This is a genomic window from Calditrichota bacterium (assembly GCA_013152715.1).
GTDB lineage: Bacteria > Zhuqueibacterota > Zhuqueibacteria > Thermofontimicrobiales > Thermofontimicrobiaceae > 4484-87.
The window spans coordinates 1-20137 of sequence record JAADFU010000118.1 but is presented as its reverse complement, the minus strand read 5'-3'; the positions used below and the strand labels follow the sequence as shown (position 1 = coordinate 20137).

The following is a 20137-nucleotide window of genomic DNA, read 5'->3' as shown; positions in this document are numbered from 1 at the left end:
CCTGCAATTTTAAACTATCACTTTAAATTTACAGGGATTTTTTTAAAAAAGCAAGGTATTTTTGTGACATTTTGTGCCATTCCAATATTTATAAAAAAACGCGACAAACGAATACAGGCGTTTATTTTTATTTAACCCTGCAATTTTAAACTATCACTTTAAATTTGCAGGGTTAATTGCAAAACTCACTCCGTCACAATTCTGAGATTTACCACTCCGTGCTTGTTAAATTCCTGAAGATATTTTTCAATATGTTCTTGAACCAACTTGCCTTTTTTTTCAGGAGCAAGAGACGCAAATTCTTGCTCGCTCATTTTTTCTGTAATGTCTCTCATGCCCAACATTTGGACGAGTCGCTCCCAGAAATTCTCACTCTCATAGCTTTCGATGATGGCGTTCAATTTGGGGTCGGTGAACAGAGCCTCTGCGGCTTCATATTCATCATCGCGAATTTGATCAACTAAATCGCGCAAAGGAGTTTTGCTCGCTGACCGATAAATTTTGTTGATGACATCCTGAAAATCGTCGTATTCATCTTCTCCCAATTCTTCATCTCTCATATCCACGATGAAACTTGCCAGATAGACTAAACTGACTAAATTTTTTAGTTCTTTCTCATTAAATTCAATTTTCATGACTTCTCCCTTAAACAGTGTTTATTCTTGATTCTTACTTTGCCGTTCCGCAACAATTTTTGTACTTCTTCCCGGGCCGCAAGGACAGAGATCATTTCTGCCCACTTTGGGTGTTGCTCTTTTTTCTAATTTTCTCTCAAAGTCTTCAACAAATTCTATTAAATCCATTCTACGTCTCAAAAAGTTTAATTCATCGATTTTAAATTATTTGAAAATTAATCCGTCAATTCTCTGAACTCGCCAGCCTTTTTAATGAACAAATAAATGACTAAAATGCCGATCAACACGTGCCCTGCCAGCGTGTACCAGACATATTCCGGATGTCCCATTTCACAGAAGTAGCCGTAAAGCGGCGTGTAAAGGACGCCACTGAACGAGCCGATGCCGATGGCGAGAAAATTTGTGCCCATGTAAAGTCCGGCTTTTTCCGGCGGCGCCATCCAGGTAATGTATTCCTGAATCCGTGGCGACGAGGTCATTTCTCCGATGGCGAAAAGCATAATTCCCAGAAAAACCCAACTCGAGCTGCTGACATGAGCGTAACCCAAAACCAAAAATCCCAGGGCGCTGATAAATAATCCGGTTGAAAAAATCGGAATCGCTTTGAATTTTTCAGCGATACGAGAAACAAAAATCTGCAAAATCATGATGATGTAACCGGTGTGGGAAATGCTTTCTCCGAGCAGCTTTCTGGTACCTTCGCTTCCTTCAGGTTGGGAAATAAAATTTGCCACTGTCGCGCCCAAAATGTGTTTTACATCGAGATACAACTTCACTGTATCCAGATTTTTGTCCACGTACATGGCGAGCAGATTAAAAAATGCCCACAGCGGAATCCAGAAAAATACGCCGATGAGAATTAAGAACGTCAAAAATTTTTTATCGGCGAGCGCCACGCCCATGTCTTTGAACTTTTGCGACAGTGTGGTCTTTTCGATTTCGCGTTCAGGCTCCTTGTAGAAAATAATTGTCACGAGTAACATCACGCCGATGGAAATGGCCGCGGCGATAAAAGCGTAATTCCAGGAAATCGCGCGTAATCGCCCCATGACGATGGGTCCGAAAGACGCGCCGACATTGACCATGGCGTAGAAAATGCCAAATCCCAGCGTTTTGTTGGTGCCGTCGGTCGTGACGCGCACGGTTCCCGAAACCAGCGGCTTGAAAATTCCGGCTGCCAGACCGATGCTGAGCATGGTCAATGCAATTCCGGAAAAAGATTTGGTGATGATGAGCAGCAAAATTGACGGCAAATAGGCGAGGTAAGAAACAATCAGTACTTTTTTGAAACCAAAACGATCAGCGAAAGTGCCTGAAAATACCGGAACGACGTAGGAAAAAAGTAAAAAGATCGTCTGCACGATTCCCAACTGCGCTTTGCTGTAACCCAAATATTCCATGTAAATACCAAAGCCGAGGTAAATGCCGTAATAGGCGAATCTTTCCAGAATTTCAATGGAATTTGCCACCCAAAAAACAGGGGGGAATGGTGATCGTTTTTGCATGCGCGAGCTCCTCTCCTGTGTTAATTTTTCTGAAATTTCGACTTCAAAATATTTTTCAAAAAACAAATCAGCAAATTTTTCTATTCCGACATCCGGTCTTCTAATTCTTCAAGTGAACGCGGCCAATCATTTTTCAGCAAACGCGACAGAGCCCGATCCGCTAAAATTTTTCCGCCGGTCTGGCAGTTGGGACAGTAATTCGTCTCATTGCTGGCGTAGCGGATTCTTTGCACCGGAGCGCCGCAGACAGGACAGGCTTTGCCGAATTTGCCGTGCACTGCCATCTTCTCGTGAAATGCCGTGACTTTTTCCGGGAAGCTATTTTCATTTTCCCGGCGCAACCGCTCGGTCCATTCAGTCAGAACTTCTTTCGTTGAAGCAAACAGCCGTTCGATTTGTTCGTCCGACATTTTTTGACTTTGCAGAATAGGCGATAATCGCGCTCGGTGCAAAATTTCATCGGAATAAGCATTGCCAATACCACTGAAAAGCGCCGGGTCTGTGAGCGAGCGTTTGAGCGTGTGATTCACTGTTAGCAGCCGCAGGCGAAAATCTTCAAAAGTTGCTTCCATGACTTCCAGCCCACCGCGGTCGAATTTTCGCAATGCCGATCTTCCGCGAATGAGATGGATCGACGCTCTCTTTTTTGTCGAAGCTTCGGTGAACCACAGCGTTCCCGGCAAAAAATCAAACGCTGCTAACGCCATTTTCCGAGAAACGGATTTTCCTTTCTCTTTCCAGTGAAATCTGCCGGCGATCATCAGGTGAATCACAATAAAAAATTCATCCTCACATTCAAAAACGACTCTTTTGCCGATTCGATGAAAATCGAGAATTTTTTTCCCGAGAAATTTCGCGGCAGTCGGAGCCACTGAACGCAACACAAAAGGATTGAGAATGCGAAAATCTTCTAATCTTTCACCGCTGAACATGAATTTAAGTTTTTCAATGTAAAGGCAAATGTCGGGATATTCGGGCATGGGATTAATTAAAAATGTAAAGTGAAAAATTTATTGGATTAATCCTGCAATTTTGAAAGCAATCGCTCAAAATTCTTTTCGTGGTAAATTTCAATTCCATTTTCTTGCAAAAAAGCCGCAGTCACGCCGCAGCCTTTGATTTTTCTGTCGGAAAAAGTGCCGTCGTAAATGTACGTCGAGCCGCAGGACGGGCTGCCGTCTTTCAAAATTGCCGCTTGGATTTTCAACTGCTTCGCCAACGCCAAAGTGTGTTTCGCGCCGAGCAGAAATTCTTCCGTCACATCCTCGCCCTCGCAGTTCCAAACCGGACATTTCCCGGCGAGGACATCTTTCCCTTCGCCGCCGATGATCTCAGCCGGCAGCCGCGGCGTAGGAAGTCCTCCGGCGACTTCCGGACAAATCGGAATTAAGCTACCCCGGGCCAAAAAATTCAGTAACAACGGATGCGGCAATCGATTATCTTCGCCATCGTAGCGTGTTTTGGCTCCTAAAAGACAGGCGCTAATCAGAATCAACTTGTTTTCCATCGGCGTGTTCAATAAATTTGCTTCGTGAGAAAAAAGTGGGTTTGTAAGTTCAAAATAAGTATTCCAGCTAAAAATTGCAAGCAAAAAGATGAGCAAAGTCATTTTTTCGTTTTGCACATCGCGGAGAAACTGTGGGACTTGTTTTGCTTTTTATGAATTGTCTCCCGAAAAGCGGAGTCCTGAATTATTTCCATCTTGGCGTCGCCGAACATTTTTTTTAACGTCAAAATTTAGCTCTTCTTTTTTTCATGTTCAAAAGCTCAAATGATGTCGGATTTTGAACATTTTTACAACTTCACACTAATTCGTTAAAAAATAGGCGATTATTTGTTTACACGAAAGTCACATTTATATTGTATGCCGAGATTTAAACAAAATCCCCTGTCAGGGGGAAATGTTGGCTTTTTCATCAATCACATTCGGCCAAGATTACTTCTTGTTTATTATTGAGTTAAGACTTTGGTTGATTTTGTGGCACGTTGTTTGTTATGAATAAGGCGAGAGCGATTCAAGAGACAAAAAAAGGGCGTGCAGGGAAAACGCTGGACAAGCGAGTGATGATGATGGGATGTGAGCACGCCCAAATTTGCAAACAATCATTTTTTACATAAAATAAAAAAGACCCTAAATACCTACCTCTTTGTGTTCCTTATAAAACATCTTGGTGCTTTTCTCCTTCAAAAAGCTCGGAGTGGTGCCCGAGCTTTTTTTTATTTTTTACAATATCTCAATTTTTTCCCAAAAAGTCAAGTGAAAAAATGGTAATATTCTTATGAATATTGGTTTTAGTGATTTAACTTCTCACATTGTTCAGCCGCTTCTTCGACCTTTTTGATCAATTCATCCAATAAATTCTCCCGGTTCCCGCTCGTTTTTCAGATTTTTTTTAGGCGCAATCCGACAAAAAAATATCGACAGAGCGTGCACGCCATACCTGTCCAACAGAATCGCACGCGGGAGCTTTTTTTGAAGCGCAAATTAAATCATATCTTTTCTTTTATTTATTTTAAAATCTCAAGTATTCCATTCGATTGTCAAGACAAATAATAATGAAAATTAAGGGACATTGTCAGCTAATTGGTATTCATGTTAATTATTGTCTAATATTGGCAATTTAATATTTTTCTCGCCAACGACTCTGTACCCGCTGCGGTTAATCACCGCAACAATACTATCAAGCGAAGCTTTTGAGCTATCAATTTTTACAACAGCCTGCCCCGTTTTATAATCTGAAGTCACTTTGACCACGCCGGGAACTGTAGAAACCGCCTGATTGATCGTGGCCTCACAGCCAGCGCAGGTCATGCCTTCAATGTTCAGATCCACCTGTTGGAAATTTTCGCTGGTTGCGTAAGCAGCGCTGCTGGTATTGTCGGCAATGAGAACAGGGGCATAATACGGAAAAGCTAACAGCAAAATCGCCAACACCGTCGCGATGGTTAAAAATTTCTTTGATTGCCAGAATGATGGTTTTTCATTGTCATCGCAATCGCAGTCAATTTCCTTTTTAGGTTTCAACTGTTGATACCAGGCAAATCCCAGCACGAAAACAGTAATCCCAATAAAAAATGGACGCAGCGGCTCCAGCCAGGAAAGCGAAGATGCGATTCCTCCTACTCCGGCGACGATGGCGAGGACGGGAGTAATGCAGCACGCCGATGCCGCAATTGCTGTAACAATCCCGGCGCCGGCCCATTTTTGAGACTTATTCGTTTTGTTCCTCATAATATTTTCCTTCTTTTATAGTTGATATGAATGACCCGTTGAAAATTTTTGTGTCGAAAATTAAAAAAAACGATAACAGTCTTACGTTAACTCCGTTACTTGACGGCAAAAATTCAGAAATAGATAGATTTAAAATATTGATGACAAATTTTAAATACAATGACATTTTTCCCTTAAGCGGCACAACACGACAATTTCCCCACATCTCTGTCAAAAGTAATCGCCGCTAATTTTATCCCTTCCGACAACGTCAAGTAAGGATGAAACATCTGCCGCAGCTCCGAGACCGGAATTTTGTATTTGATCGCCAGCGTCACTTCCATCAACATTTCCGAGCCTTCCGATGCTAAAATTCTGGCGCCAAGCAGGGTGTCGTCCTGTTTTTTGCGGAGTAATTTAATAAATCCCCGAGTATTTCGGGCAGCCAGGGCGCGCGGCACCTGAGAAAGCGGAAGCATTGAGACGTCATAATCGATGCCTGCCTGCTCCGCCCCCTGTTCGTCCAACCCAACGCCAGCAACCTGGGGATCGGTAAAAATGACCCAGGGCAAAGGCTGGTAATCTTTGATTTTCAAATCATCGGAAAACGCATTTTCCACTGCCAGAGCGCCTTCGTAAGCTGCGGTGTAAACAAATAAATGTTCGCCCGTAATGTCGCCAGCGGCGAAGATATTGGGCTGGCTGGTTTGCAAAAATTCGTTCGTTTCCACAAATCCGTTCCCATAAGTTTTAATGCCAATTTTTTCCAGTCCCAAATCAGCCGTATTTCCTTTCCTGCCGGTTGCCACAAACAGGTGCGAGCCTTCAACAGTTTCTCTCTTTTTTCCCGCGACAATATCCAACGCGATCTTGTCGCCTTGCTGGGTAACTGATTGGATTTTTACACTGGTTTTGATTGCGACGCCTTCTTCGCGGAGATACTCTGTCAATTGATCGGTGAGATCAGCATTTTCGCTCGGCAGGATTCTCTCCGAGCGTTGCAGCACGGTCACTTTCGCTCCCAATCGGGCAAACATTTGCGCATTCTCCAACGCGATGTACCTGCCGCCCAAAATAATCAGATGTTCAGGCAATTCTTCCAATTCGTAAAGCGTCTCATTAGTGTGAAAATTTACCTCGCTCAATCCATTAATATTCGGGATGAATGTGGTAGAGCCGGTGGCGATAAGAATCGTCTGTGCTGATTTCAATTCATTGTTGATGCGGACCGCATGTTGATCCACAAAGGCAGCCCGCCCGGAAACAATCGTGACATCGGGATCATCGCTGAGCACATCCAGGTATTTTTTCTGACGCAGTTCGGCGACTAATTCCCGTTTCTGTTGAATCGCCTTTTTGAAATTCAATTTCGCTGGTTGTGCTTCGATGCCGGCAAAATCAAAATGCGTTGTGCGATAAAAAGCCTCTGCCGTGCGAATTAATGTTTTCGAGGGGACGCAGCCGACATTGACGCAAGTGCCGCCGATAGGCAGCCCCTCGTTTGCCATGAGCACGGTTTTGCCCAATTCCCTGGCTTTGATCGCCGCGGAAAATGCCGCAGAGCCGCCGCCGATGATGATCAGATCATAGTCAAAACCGCCATTCGCCTTTTCTGCTTTTGATGTAATTCTTTCTTCAATTATTTCCGTTTCATAACCAGCGCTTGAAATCGCGGTTTCAATTTCTGAACTGTCCAGTGCTGCATCAGCCACCACCACTGCGTTGCCGTCTTTCCAGTTATCAATTTTGAACTCTGCTATTCCCGCGATTTTTTTGACGACGTTGTTCACGCTGACCACACAGCCATCGCAGTGCATACCCTTTATTTTTGCTTTGATAATTTTTTGATCGCTCATTGTTTCCTCCAAATCTTAAAAAGTATAATCGAACATCGCTTTTTTTCTCAACTGAATCATTTCCTTTAAAGTGACCGGCTTAAAAATTTTAGCAGCATAGGCCGAAATTTTTCCCATATCTCTGTCCGGATTAGCAGCAATTCCTGATACAATGAGAAATGCTTTATTGATGTAAAAATGCGCACCTTCTTTATTCAGCAAAACCAGAAACTCTCCGTAAGTTTTGGGCACCTCGTCCAGTCCGATTGAAAATTGTTCTGCCATACTTTTTCTCAAATTTTCAGGAATTTTATAATCCTGAATCGCGTCTTTGTCGGACCAAAAACCGGTTTTGAAGGTGTTAATTCCATCCGCATCGACTAAAACATCAACGGCTAAATTAGAGCGCAGCGCTGCCCAAATAATATTATACGCGACGCATATCTGGGCATCATCGTGTTTCAGACTGGTTTTCAGATGAACGAATAAATGGTCTCTGGCGGAAACATTCTGCCCCAGAATGGCATAAGGCACTGAAAATATCATTAGCAATACTAAAAAAATTGAAGTTAGCTTTTTCATGATACTGTTCCTTTCGTTAAATTCAGATTTTCATTATATAATTTTCCATGTTTTCTAAAATCTGACGCTTATCGGACTTTAGGGGTTCATTCGATTTTATTCTTCTTTTATTTAGACGCCCAGGACTATGGTACAGGGTTTCACGTTTTATTTGAATTTCTTAAATTCCAATTTTGCGGAATAGAATAATTGAAAATCCGAAAATAATTGTAAGACAAAGTTCCATTGCATTAAGCCTTTTCATTATTAAGGACGGAACCCTTTATTTTTCAATAAATAATAATCTACAAAAATTTAATTGACATTTGATTGATGTTTTATTATATTTAAACCAAACAAAAGAGATGTTTCGATGGTTAAAAAATTTGCTGACATAAAAGAAATTATTTTTCAATATATTGAAAATCTACAAAAGCAAATTCGTGTTGAGCGGGTAATATTATATGGTTCTTATGCAGAAGGTCGAGCAAATGAGCACAGCGATATTGATTTAGCTATTATTTCCCCGGATATTAATGATGAAAACCTTATCGACTATTTGCAAATAATCACCCGTGCAATCCCGAGAAAGATAAATATTGATATTGAACCTCTTATTTTTTCTATCGAAGAATATGAAACTGCTTCGCCCCTGGAATTTTTGGGCGATATTAAAAAACATGGTGAAATACTTTTTGAACAGAACTGAGCCCGTGGGATAAATTGGAATCAAGAAAACTCTATCTTTTTATTGATCACTTATCCAACGCCTCCAAAATCGGACACTCACCCGTCGAACTATTTTGCTTTTCACAAAGCAAAACCAATTCCATTAGTTTTTTCTTAATCTTCCGCAAATCCTGAATCTTCTGATCGACAATTTCAATCTTATGCTGTGCCAGGTGCTTGACATCGCCGCAGGTCGTTTCAGCATCGATCTTCAGCGAAAACAGTTCGTCAATTTCCTTGAGCGTAAAGCCCAATTCTTTGGCGCGCTTGATGAACAAAATACGGGAGACATCGCTGACAGTGTATTGCCTGTAGCCGGATTTGGTTCTTTTCGGCTTCGGCATCAATCCCCGTTTTTCATAGAAGCGAACCGTTTCGACATTGACACCGGCGCGCTGCGCTAATTGCCCGACGGTAAAAGTTTCCATTGGTTTTGTCCTCTTTTATTTATTAGACACCCTGGAGTATGGTACAGAGTTTCAAATTTTTTGCTTTTGCATTTATTGTTTGGTTAAAAATTAGATGACAGAGTGAATCGCCTTTGCGGATCACTGACTAAAGACACAACGCAATCCGCACTAACTTACATAATTTTTTTGCATTTGTCAAATATTAATGAAATTAATTTTCAAAATTGCAGCAATCGAAGAAAAACGACAGTAACGTTTGAGGAAATCACCGGGCAACCGGAAACCCGCCACAACGTTCCGACAAAAAATATTAAATGTGACTAATTTTTACTTGACAAAATACAATTTTTTTGTTATTATGTAAAGGAGCTATTAAAAGACGGAAAACGAATATGACAATTATTCTGTTGGTTTTCATTTTTACCTGACGCTTTCGTTAAATGTTTTGTCATTGCAGTAACTCGAACTGACCGGAGAATCTTTCATCACATTCGGCCCTCCTGCTGACTTACTCAAGTTAACGCTGCATTGGCAAATTTCTTTTTTATTTTTTACTCCAAATAATTGCTTCCAATCAAAACCAAGCGGAGAACGAATCATGACCAGCGCTACTCAGGAATGGGAAATGAAGAACATTCAATTCGGCTTTATTGTTTACGAGAAGTGCTATCAGACCGATGAGCTCAGGACATTTTTTACCACCGAGGCGAATCCTATTTTGGGCGACCGATACCGGGAAGGGAAAAAACACTGGACGCGGATGGGCGTGGCACAATCTTTTCAATTTGATCTGCGCAACAAAAAAACCGGCGAGACCATTCCTTTTAATGATTTGATGGGATTGATGTACTGCACCGGCTGCATGTCAGATTGCGAATTGGATGTCTTGCGGCAAAAATACGAAAAAGAGCGCACGATGGTTATCGTTGCTTTTGGATTCTTCCCGGAATCTCTGGAAAATCCGATTCCCCAGGAAAAGCTGGATGTACTCACGGAGTATTTTAATTTACGGCGAGACACAGCCCGCTCGAAAATCAAAGTGTTAGCTTCGACGTTGATTAAAGACCTCAGTCGGTGTCGCGGTGAATTTTTGCACGACATCGACATGTTGTCTCAGGAACCTCCGGCAGCAGAAAGAAAACCACTATTTTAATGAACATGACCAAAGAATTTCAGGAGAAGATTCATGACGATCAACGAACTTTGCAATAAAGTCGATTTTGAAAAGCTGAGCCAATTTACTGATCGGGAAGTCAAAGGGGTCTTTGCCTCCGACATGATCAGCGACGTCATGGCGGGCGCCAATTCAGGCGATTTGTGGCTGACCGTGCAAACGCACAAATCCATCGTGCCGGCAGCCAATCTGGTCGACGTGGCGGCGATTGTCATTACCAGCGGCAAAAAACCGCCGGAAGATACCATCGAATTGGCGAATAAACACGACATAGCGATTTTGGCGACTGACGCGCCGACTTTCGAAATCGCTGGTCAACTCTATTCCCTGCTCAAATAGAATTAATCCCGCCTGTAAACGAACCAGACTTCTTGAAGAGAATCCGGTTTGTTAGGGGTAATTAATAATCAGAAGCGAACCGTGGAATGACCATTCAGCAGATACAACGAGCGCTCAATGCTATTTTTCTTTCTCAAATCAAATCTGTGAACGGGGAAATTGAGCAAATTTACGCTTCTGACCTAATGAGCGACGTGCTTGCGTACGGCAAGGCGGATGCCATTTTGCTCACGGGTCTGGCGACGCAGCAGGCGGTAATTTCCGCGCACATGGCGGAATTCAAAGGCGTCGTGTTCATTCGCGGCAAAAAGCCGAAAGATAACGCGCTGAAAATTGCGGACCAGCACGATCTTGTTATTTTGTCAACGACGCTGGATATGTATGAATCGTGCGCGCGAATTTACGAAATTCAATCAGGAAAATCTCAGGCAAAGTTTAAAAAAGGCAAATCAGGCGATCAGATTGAGGATTTATCATTAACGGAAAATTTCAGCATCAATGGAGATGACTTCGCCAATGCCGGCGCGGTTTCCACCGAAATCAAAGCTATTCTAAAGAAGATCGGACTGGATCATCAAATCATTCGACGCGTGGCGATTTCCACCTACGAGGCGGAAATGAACGTGGTGATGCACGCGAAACACGCACAGGTCACACTCAGACTCACACCGGACTCGATACAGATCGTCGTAGATGATGTCGGAAAAGGCATCGCTGATATCGATCTCGCGCTCCAGGAAGGTTACACTACTGCAACCGACGAAATGCGAGCGATGGGTTTTGGCTCCGGCATGGGATTGCCGAACATCAAAAGGAACACCGATGATTTGCAAATTGAAAGTGAAGTGGGAAAAGGAACGCGACTCACATTGAATTTTGTCATTAATTCCTGACTTTTTGATTTTTGCTCCGCCCTTTTTTCGATGTTCATTGTTTTTGCTAGTGGTGCCTTTCATTTGAAAAAAAGGATATGCCATGGCAACTTATTTCCACGCTCACCAAATCGAATCGGATAGATGCACCGGACATTTGAAATGTATGCATTCTTGCCCCACGCAGGCGATTCGCATCCGTGACGGAAAAGCTCAGTTTTCCCAAGAGCTGTGCGTTGATTGCGGCACCTGCCTGACCGTCTGCCCTTCAAACGCCATTATGAGCATTACTGATTTATTGGAAGAATTCGATCATTTCAAATATAAAGTCGTCGTCCCGACGGCAGTGCTCTATTCTCAGTTTGATGCTTCGATACATCCTTATATTGTTCATCTCGCACTCAAGCAATTAGGTTTTGACGCTGTTGTAGACATGAATTTCTCTTCGTCGGTAATGGCTTATGTTTTAAAACAATTTTTAGAACAATACGACGGTCCCTTGCCGCTCATTTCTTCCCATTGCCCGGCACTGATTCGCCTGATTCAGGTAAAATACCCGGGACTGGTAAAGCAAATTCTTCCGCTCGACGTGCCGCGAGAAGTCACCGCGCGCGAAATCAGAAAAACATTTCCCCAAAAACTGAGGCTTAAGCCTTCAGAAATAGGCATTATTTACATTGCGCCCTGCCCGGCAAAAGTTGTCTCCATCAAGCAGCCGGCGGAAAAATCTACCTCTTGGTTCGACGGCGTGGTTTCCATAAAAGACATTTATCGCCTACTTTATCCGCATGTGATCGCCATCAAAGAAGAGTTTGATGCTGAAAAAGATGTACCGGAAAATTTTTCTTTTCACTCCGGCTGGGCGCAATTGGGCAGCACCATTCGCGCCGCAAAAATGGACAACTGGATGGCGGTCTCCGGGCTGGACCATGTGATGCGCGTTTTGGATGATATTGAAAATTCCAAATTGCGCAATGTGGATTTTTTGGAAGCCATGACTTGCATGCTGGGCTGCATCGGCGGACCTCTCGTTGTAATTAATCCTTACGTGGCTCGCGCCAACATTATCAAACAGGCAGAGCGCTACGAGAGAGAAGTCGAATTTGACAAAGTAAAAGTAGAGCAGAAATTTGAACAAAATTATTATAGTCTGGAACATCCCATTTTACCGCGTCCCACCTCTTTTTTCGATTCTGACCTGGTTACTTCCATCAAACGCATCAAAGAGCGGGATCGCGTGTACAAAAAATTGCCGCACATCGACTGCGGTTGCTGCGGCGCGCCAACCTGTCTCGCATTTGCCGAAGACGTAGTGCACGGCGAGGCGGATGTGACGGATTGCATTTATTTGACCGGCAAGCTGGATGGTTCGCCGATTTTACCGCGTCAGCAAATAAATCCGGAATAGAGCGATCAACGGAGGTTTGGAAATTGACAGAGGAATTTAAAGAAATTTTTGAAAATTTTCAGGGAAAAGAAAGCGATCTGATTCCGATTCTGCAAAAAACGCAAGAGAAATTTGGCTACATTTCCCAGGAAGCCACGCAAGAGATTTCCCGTTTTTTGAAAACTTCAGAAAATGAAATTTATGGCGTGGCCTCTTTTTATGCCCAATTTCGCTTCAGCAAACCCGGGCGGAATGTCATTAAAATCTGCATGGGAACCGCCTGCCACGTAAAAGGGGGAGAAATTTTGTGCGACGCCGTGGAACGAGAAATCGGAATCAAGCCGGGGCAGGTCACTCCGGACAGTAAATATGAATTCCGACGCGTCGCCTGTCTGGGATGCTGCGCCCTGGCGCCGGTCGTCCAGATCAATGACGACGTGTATAGCCAGATGACCGTTGTTAAACTACGGGAGACTTTAGCGCATTATGAATAATTTTGAATCCATTCAGAAAAAAGCCAAGGCCAAATGGGAAGCACTTCAGCACAACGACATTCCCACGATTTTTTTGGGAGCCGCTTCGTGCGGCAGAGCCGCCGGCGCCATGCAGACCCTGGAGGCAATTTACCAGACGCTGGACGAACACAAAGTTGAAGCGAAAGTTGTGCAAGTCGGCTGCATCGGGCCCTGCTATCTCGAGCCGCTGGTGGATATTGCGCTGCCCGGCAAACCTCGCGTGAGTTTTTCCAACGTTGACCCCAAAAAGGCGAAAGCGATTTTGGAGGCGACTTTCCTCAAAGGCGAGCTGCCGCTACAGCGTGCGGTGGGACATTTCGGCGAAAAAGATGATTCCCCGTTTGGCGAACTGCCTCATTTTTTCAAACTTCCCATGCTCGAGCCGCAGGTGCGCATCGTGCTGCGAAATTGCGGTTTTATCAACCCCGAAGACATCGACCACTACATTGCCCGCGACGGCTATCAGGGAATTTTAAAAGCGTTCGAGTTGGGATCTGAAAAGATCATCGAAGAAGTCAAAAAATCCGGTTTGCGCGGCAGAGGCGGCGCCGGATTTCCGACCTTCAAAAAATGGCAAATCTGCCGCAACGCCGAGGGCGACGAAAAATATCTCATCTGCAATGCCGACGAAGGAGACCCGGGCGCTTTCATGAACCGGTCGCTGATCGAAGGCGACCCGCACGCTGTTTTGGAGGGAATGCTCATTGCGGCTTACGCCATCGGCGCGACTCACGGTTACATTTACATTCGCGCCGAGTACCCGCTGGCAATTGCCCGGCTGCGGAACGGCCTGGCGCAAATGAGAGAATACGGGCTTATTGGGAAAAATATTTTGAATTCAGGTTGGGATTTTGACATTAATATTAAAGAAGGCGCCGGCGCTTTTGTCTGCGGCGAAGAGACGGCATTGATTGCATCTGTTGAAGGAAAACGAGGCATGCCGCGTTCCAGACCGCCGTTTCCGGCAATTTCCGGTTTGTTCGGCAAGCCGACGATTATCAACAACACGGAGACATTGGGCACGCTGCCAAATATTTTGCGCAACGGCGCTGACTGGTACAGCCAGTACGGCACCCAGGAAAGCCACGGGACAAAAACTTTTTCGCTGGTGGGAAAAGTGCGCCGCACAGGATTGATCGAAGTGCCGCTGGGCACTACGCTGCGGCGGATCATTTTCGACATCGGCGGCGGCACGTTGAAGCCGTTCAAAGCAGTGCAAACCGGCGGGCCTTCCGGGGGATGTCTGTCCGAGGAATTTCTCGATCTGCCGGTGGATTATGAATCGCTGACATCTGCCGGGTCCATCATGGGATCGGGCGGATTGATCATCATGGACGAAGATACCTGCGTCGTCGATCTGGCGCGCTATTTTCTGGATTTTACGCAAAAAGAATCGTGCGGAAAATGTACGCCCTGCCGCGTGGGCACGCGCCACATGGTGGAAATTTTGGAAAAAATCACCAGGGGCGAAGCGGATCTGGAAATGTTGACCAAATTACAAAATTTAGCCGAAACAGTGAAGCGCGGTTCGCTGTGCGGATTGGGTCAGACCGCGCCCAATCCGGTGCTGACGACGCTGAAATATTTTCGCGATGAATATGTTTCCCACGTGAAAGATAAATATTGTCCGGCAACGGTCTGCCGGGAGTTGCTTGAGTACCGCGTCATTCCGGGGAAATGTACCGGCTGCCAGCGTTGCGTGAGCGTTTGTCCGACCGGCGCCATCACCGGGCCACGTTCGGAGCCGCACAATCTGGATCCGAGTAAATGTATCAAATGCCGCGCGTGTTACGAAATTTGCCGTTTTGACGCCATTGCCGGCGACGCCATTGTGATTCGTTCGAAAGGGAGAGCCTCATGAAAGCCAATGACGGAAAAATTTCTCTAACCATTGACAATAAAAAATATCAAGTGCCTGCCGAAATTACCATTTTGCAGGCCGCTGAAATGAATGACATCTACATTCCGACGCTCTGCGCGCACAAAGATCTGACTCCCTACGGCGGCTGTCGCATGTGTCTGGTGGAAGTCGAGGGCGCGCGAAGATTTTTGACCGCCTGCACCACGCCGGTGGAGCAAGGAATGATCGTGCGCACTCACACTGACCAAATTCAAAAAGAACGCCGCGAAATCATGGAACTGATTTTGAGCGAACATACGTCGAGTTGCCTGATTTGCGACGAACAGGAAGGTTGCCGGCAAGCGATGCCCACCATTCGCAAGGCAGGAGTAACCACCGGCTGCCGCTACTGTCCCAATGACGATCAGTGCGAATTGGAAGAGGTGGTTTCTTATCTCGGCATTAAAGAAATTCCGCACCCAATTTTTTACCGCGGTCTGCACGTGGAAAAAGAAGATCCTTTTTACGACCGCGATTACAATTTGTGCATCTACTGCGGCCGCTGCGTCCGTGTGTGTCAGGAAGTCCGGCTGGCAGATGTGCTCGCTTTCAATCAACGAGGCAGAAACACGGTGATCGGGCCGGCGTTTGGCAGAACACACGTGGAAGCCGGCTGCGAATTTTGTGGTTCCTGCGTTTCCGTCTGCCCCACCGGTTCGCTGGCGGAGAAATATAATAAATGGGAAGGCGTGCCTGAATTTCAAAAACAAACCACCTGCGCGTTGTGCGGCGTAGGTTGCCAATTGGAAGCAAAAGTGAAACGCGACAAAGTCATCGGCACGGTTCCTGCGGAAAAAGGCATCGTCAATCAGGGCGAGCTGTGCGTGAAAGGCAGATTTTCCGTGGCGGAATTGGTCAATCACCATCAACGCCTGACTTCGCCCACTGTTTTTGAGGAAGGAATCCAGCTCAAAGTTTCCACTGAAGAGGCGCTTCAGCGCGCCGCCGAGGCCTTGAGAAATTGCGCGCCGGACGAATTCGCCATGCTCGTTTCGCCGAATTGTACTACCGAAGATTTGTACGTGGCACAAAAATTTACCCGCGTCGCCCTGGGCTCGGCAAATATCGACTGTTCAACGCGCTGGTTCTACGGCAATAATTTCCAGGCTTATCTTGATTTATTCGCGCGATCCGCGCCGCTGGAATCATTAAAAAAATCTTCTGTAATTTTGTCCCTCGGGCTGGATTTACAGTACGGCAGGTCTGTGGTCGGATTTTTCATTCGTCGCGCCCTGCAGCAAGGCAGTAAAGTCATTACCATTCATCCCGACGACCACAGTCTGGCGCTCACTGCCGAACTCTGGCTGCAAAACAATTGCGGCGAGGAAGCGGCGATTCTCAATAAAATGATTAAAGAAATTCAAAAAGAAAAATCGACCGCCAAAGACGCCCAAATCGCGGATGCTGTCAATTTGCTGAAAAAGGCGAAAAATCCGGTCATTTTAGTGGGCAGCGCTTTTCTGCAGCAGGCGCATGGCGACAAAATTTTCAACGCCATCCGCCGGTTAGCTGACGAATTGGATGCCGGAATTTTGCCGCTGCCGGCGCAAAATAATTTAGTCGGCTCCCTGCTCGCTGGCGGTTATCCGGAGTTGCTGCCCGGCGGCGTTCCCGCGGAAGATGAAAATCACCGTCAAAAACTCGCTAAATTGTGGGACACAAACCTCCCCGCAATTCAAACCAAATGGAATGCCAGTAAATTATTTTCAGGGAAAAAACTGAAAGTGCTCTATTTGGTCGGCGAAACGCTGCCGGTGGACAGAGCCGTTGCTGACATCATCATTTATCAAAATATTTATCCGCTGCCCAATCACGAGCCGGACGTCAGTTTCCCGGCAACGGCTTTCACAGAAACCGCCGGCAGCTTCATCAACGGCGAGGGCCGAATTCAGCGGACGCAGCAAATCGTTTCTCCGCCCGGCAAAGCAATGCCGGACTGGAAAATTTTAAGTCTCCTTGCCAGAGAAATGGGCGCCAAAGGTTTTGAATTCAAAAAAATATCTGACATTCAAAAAGAAATGGGGCAAATTATTCCTGAATTTGCTTTAGGCTTAAAAAATAACAAGAAGCTGCTCCGACTCCCGGAAAATATTCGCATGAAAACGACAAAAACAATTTCAAAAAAGAAAAAGCAGGAAGCGGGCGCCGGCGAGTTCATTTTGACGGAAACTGCCAATGAAAATATTTATCGGGGAATTCCTCTCTCGGAAAAAGTAGCTGGCTTGCGGGCGCTGATTCACGAAGATGCGGCGATTCTCAACCCGCAAGACGCCGCGCAATTGGGAGTTCAGCAGGGCGAGCAAGTCAAAATTTCCAGCAACGGAGATGCGCGCGTTTTTCCTGTTCATATTTCCAAAAACCAAAAAGAAAAGACCTTACAGATCATTCATTCAAATATTATGTTTGATTTTTCCGATCCGCAGCACGTTACTCTGGAGAAAGCTCATGTTTGAAATTGTCGAAAGTCAGATGATCGTTCCCAATTTGCACCAACTCACGGTGCGCGCGCCTGATGTGGTCCAGGACGTAAAATCCGGACAGTTCGTCATTTTGCGCGCCGAGGACGAGGGCGAGCGAATTCCGCTTTCCATCGCGGACTGGGACGCAAAGGCCGGAACGGTGACCGTCTTTTTCCTCAACGTCGGCGCCACGACGAGCAAATTAGCGGCTCTGCGCGCCGGGGATTCCATTCCCACGGTCGTAGGTCCGCTCGGCGTGCCCACGGAAATTGACAATTACGGGACGGTTCTGTGTCTCGGCGGCTGCTACGGCATTGGCAGCATTTACCCCATCGCCCGGGACCTCAAAAAAGCCGGCAACCGCGTGATCACTGTTATCGAGGCGCGGAGTTCCTATCTTTTTTACTGGGAAGAAAAATTGAAAACCGTCTCCGACGAAATGTTTTTCATCACCCGCGACGGCACGCGCGGCTACAAAGGCCATGTGCCCCGGTTGCAAGAAATCATGCAGGCTGTCGGCGGAGAAATCGACCGCGTCATTATTAACGGCTGCACGTTTCTGGTGAAATTAGGCTCCGAAGTAACGCGTCCTTCGGGAACAAAAACCATCGTCAGCCTGGCGCCGATCATGATCGACGGCACCGGCATGTGCGGCGTCTGCCGCGTAACAATCGGAGACAGCACACGCTTCGCCTGCGTCCACGGGCCCGATTTTGACGGACATCAGGTGAATTGGGAAGAATTGCTCAAACGAAGAAAAATGTATTTCAACGAAGAAGTCGTTCCGCTGCACACCAGCCGGTGCGAGGCGCATTCCGCAGAAATTAGCGGATGAAAATTTGCCGCAGAGGCGCAGAGTACGCAGAGTTTTAACTTTAGACAGTTTTGCCAAAACATTTAAAACATTTTTTTAATGGTTTTTTTCGTGTTTTGGTGACTTTGTGGTAAAAAAAATAATAAAGGGTAATTTCCATGCCTGACAAACCAAAACCTAAACGAGACCTGAATCGCCGCGACATGCCCAAACAATCGCCCAAAGTGCGGCGGCAAAATTTCAACGAAGTTGCGCTCGGCTACACCGTCGAACTTGCCAGGGAAGAAGCAGAGCGCTGCCTGCAATGCAAAAATCCGAAATGCGTTCCCATGTGTCCGGTGGAAATAGACATTCCGGGCTTCATTCGCGGCATCGCTGAAAATAACTTTGCTCAGGGCACTCAGACGCTGAAAAATAAAAATCTGCTGCCGGCCGTGTGCGGCAGAGTTTGTCCGCAAGAGGAGCAATGCGAAAAGGGCTGTATTTTGAACAAAAGAGGCGCGCCCGTCGCCATCGGCAGGCTGGAGCGATTTTTGGCGGACTGGGAAGCGGCTCAGGGCGAGGCCGAAATTCCGAAATTGACCCGTTCCACCGGGAAAAAAGTTGCCATTGTCGGAGGCGGGCCTGCGGGATTGACCGTTGCCGGAGATTTGATTCGTCTGGGTCACAAAGTAACAATTTTCGAGGCGCTCCACGAAATGGGCGGCGTGCTCGTGTACGGCATTCCCGAATTTCGCTTGCCCAAAGCCATTGTCAAGCGCGAAGTGGAATACTTGCGCAAATTAGGCGTGGAAATTCGCACCAATTTTGTCGTGGGAAAAACGCGCACTGTGGACAGTCTGTTAGAAGAATACGACGCGGTCTTTGTCGGCTCCGGCGCCGGACTGCCCTGGTTCATGCAGATTCCCGGCGAAAATCTCAACGGCGTCTATTCTGCCAACGAATATCTGACACGAATGAATCTGATGAAGGGCTATCTGTTCCCGGAATTTGACACACCCATCAAAAATCACCACCGCGTGGCAGTCGTTGGCGGCGGAAATGTGGCCATGGACTGCGCCCGCACCGCGCTCAGACTGGGCGCCGACGAAGTGCACATCATTTACCGCCGCTCGCGCCAGGAACTACCCGCCCGGCTGGAAGAAGTGGAAAACGCCGAAGAAGAAGGCGTCATTTTCGACTTTCTCACGCTGCCGCTGCGCTACATCGGCGATGAAAACGGCTGGGTGAAAGAGATCGAATGCCTGAAAATGGAACTCGGCGAACCCGACGCTTCCGGCAGACGGCGGCCTGTCCCCATCGAAGGCTCGAATTACATGCTCTCCATGGACGCCGTGATCTGCGCCATCGGCAACAGCCCCAATCCGCTCATTCCCGAAACCACGCCCGGCATGGAAGTCGGCAAATGGGGCAACATTAAAGCGGACGAAGCCACGGGAAAAACCTCCAAAGCGCGCGTCTGGGCCGGCGGCGACGTCGTCTCCGGTGCGGCAACAGTGATTTTAGCTATGGGCGCAGGAAGGATTGCAGCAAGATCGATTCATGAGTATTTGATGAATGGGAAAACGTGATTTGTAGATATATTTTCGTTAAAAATATCATTTTTAGCTTGATTTGTAAGGTTTTTTGGTTATATTTTATTGTAATGCCAATTATTTTTTAGCCAAAAGGCAAATTGGCGGAGAATAAATTTCCTAATATTGGGAAAGAAAGTTTTCCTAAATGTAGGAAAGTTTTTGAGAGAAATAGCAACTTATAAACTAATATGTTATAAGGCTAATTTGATTGAAT

Annotated in this window: 18 protein-coding genes; 10 read left to right on the top strand and 8 right to left on the bottom strand. The window is 46.1% G+C overall.

Annotation, left to right across the window (positions count from 1 at the left end; all coding sequences use genetic code 11):
* Positions 1-185 precede the first annotated feature (185 nt).
* The 7 genes from GXO74_09460 to GXO74_09430 all read right to left on the bottom strand — a co-directional run bounded on the left by GXO74_09460 (position 186) and on the right by GXO74_09430 (position 7768).
* Positions 186-635, bottom strand: a complete 450-nt coding sequence (locus GXO74_09460; protein ID NOZ61896.1) for a hypothetical protein — start codon at positions 633-635, stop codon at positions 186-188.
* 215 nt (positions 636-850) lie between these two features.
* Entirely contained in the window at positions 851-2140 is a 1290-nt protein-coding gene (locus tag GXO74_09455) for an MFS transporter (GenBank protein NOZ61895.1), read from the bottom strand.
* Between the two features lie 80 nt (positions 2141-2220).
* A complete protein-coding gene (locus GXO74_09450) occupies positions 2221-3120 on the bottom strand; it encodes a formamidopyrimidine-DNA glycosylase (protein ID NOZ61894.1) in 900 nt (299 codons plus the stop codon).
* 38 nt (positions 3121-3158) lie between these two features.
* Positions 3159-3635 carry a DUF523 domain-containing protein gene (locus GXO74_09445; protein NOZ61893.1) on the bottom strand — a complete coding sequence of 159 codons (477 nt, stop codon included), beginning with the start codon at positions 3633-3635 and terminating at the stop codon, positions 3159-3161.
* A gap of 1101 nt (positions 3636-4736) precedes the next feature.
* Positions 4737-5372 (bottom strand): mercuric transport protein MerTP, encoded by a 636-nt coding sequence (merTP, locus tag GXO74_09440; protein ID NOZ61892.1) that lies wholly within the window; start codon positions 5370-5372, stop codon positions 4737-4739.
* A gap of 173 nt (positions 5373-5545) precedes the next feature.
* Positions 5546-7207 (bottom strand): mercury(II) reductase, encoded by a 1662-nt coding sequence (gene merA, locus GXO74_09435; protein NOZ61891.1) that lies wholly within the window; start codon positions 7205-7207, stop codon positions 5546-5548.
* A gap of 15 nt (positions 7208-7222) precedes the next feature.
* On the bottom strand, positions 7223-7768 hold the full coding sequence (locus GXO74_09430; protein NOZ61890.1) for a hypothetical protein: 546 nt from the start codon (positions 7766-7768) through the stop codon (positions 7223-7225).
* Between the two features lie 352 nt (positions 7769-8120).
* Between GXO74_09430 and GXO74_09425 the strand changes: the two genes are divergently transcribed.
* Entirely contained in the window at positions 8121-8456 is a 336-nt protein-coding gene (locus GXO74_09425; GenBank protein ID NOZ61889.1) for a nucleotidyltransferase domain-containing protein, read from the top strand.
* Between the two features lie 46 nt (positions 8457-8502).
* Here the strand turns inward: GXO74_09425 and GXO74_09420 are convergent, their stop codons facing one another.
* Positions 8503-8904, bottom strand: a complete 402-nt coding sequence (locus tag GXO74_09420; protein NOZ61888.1) for a MerR family transcriptional regulator — start codon at positions 8902-8904, stop codon at positions 8503-8505.
* 580 nt (positions 8905-9484) lie between these two features.
* Between GXO74_09420 and GXO74_09415 the strand changes: the two genes are divergently transcribed.
* From GXO74_09415 to gltA, 9 genes are all read left to right on the top strand, one after another.
* Complete coding sequence (locus tag GXO74_09415; GenBank protein NOZ61887.1) at positions 9485-10039, top strand: hypothetical protein; 555 nt, start codon at positions 9485-9487, stop codon at positions 10037-10039.
* Between the two features lie 33 nt (positions 10040-10072).
* Positions 10073-10399: a serine kinase gene (locus tag GXO74_09410; GenBank protein NOZ61886.1), complete on the top strand. Its 327-nt coding sequence runs from the start codon at positions 10073-10075 to the stop codon at positions 10397-10399.
* 377 nt (positions 10400-10776) lie between these two features.
* Positions 10777-11292 carry an anti-sigma regulatory factor gene (locus GXO74_09405; protein NOZ61885.1) on the top strand — a complete coding sequence of 172 codons (516 nt, stop codon included), beginning with the start codon at positions 10777-10779 and terminating at the stop codon, positions 11290-11292.
* 82 nt (positions 11293-11374) lie between these two features.
* Positions 11375-12679 carry a 4Fe-4S dicluster domain-containing protein gene (locus GXO74_09400; protein NOZ61884.1) on the top strand — a complete coding sequence of 435 codons (1305 nt, stop codon included), beginning with the start codon at positions 11375-11377 and terminating at the stop codon, positions 12677-12679.
* A gap of 23 nt (positions 12680-12702) precedes the next feature.
* Positions 12703-13152, top strand: coding sequence for an NAD(P)H-dependent oxidoreductase subunit E (locus GXO74_09395; protein ID NOZ61883.1), 450 nt, complete (start codon positions 12703-12705; stop codon positions 13150-13152).
* On the top strand, positions 13145-15034 hold the full coding sequence (locus tag GXO74_09390; GenBank protein NOZ61882.1) for a 4Fe-4S dicluster domain-containing protein: 1890 nt from the start codon (positions 13145-13147) through the stop codon (positions 15032-15034). Before GXO74_09395 ends, GXO74_09390 begins: the two co-directional genes overlap by 8 nt.
* Positions 15031-17526 carry a molybdopterin-dependent oxidoreductase gene (locus GXO74_09385; GenBank protein NOZ61881.1) on the top strand — a complete coding sequence of 832 codons (2496 nt, stop codon included), beginning with the start codon at positions 15031-15033 and terminating at the stop codon, positions 17524-17526. The genes GXO74_09390 and GXO74_09385 overlap by 4 nt, the downstream gene beginning before the upstream one ends.
* On the top strand, positions 17519-18367 hold the full coding sequence (locus tag GXO74_09380; protein ID NOZ61880.1) for a sulfide/dihydroorotate dehydrogenase-like FAD/NAD-binding protein: 849 nt from the start codon (positions 17519-17521) through the stop codon (positions 18365-18367). Before GXO74_09385 ends, GXO74_09380 begins: the two co-directional genes overlap by 8 nt.
* A gap of 137 nt (positions 18368-18504) precedes the next feature.
* The gene (gene gltA, locus GXO74_09375) at positions 18505-19917 is read left to right on the top strand and encodes an NADPH-dependent glutamate synthase (protein ID NOZ61879.1); all 1413 of its coding nucleotides are present in this window, start codon (positions 18505-18507) and stop codon (positions 19915-19917) included.
* Positions 19918-20137 lie beyond the last annotated feature (220 nt).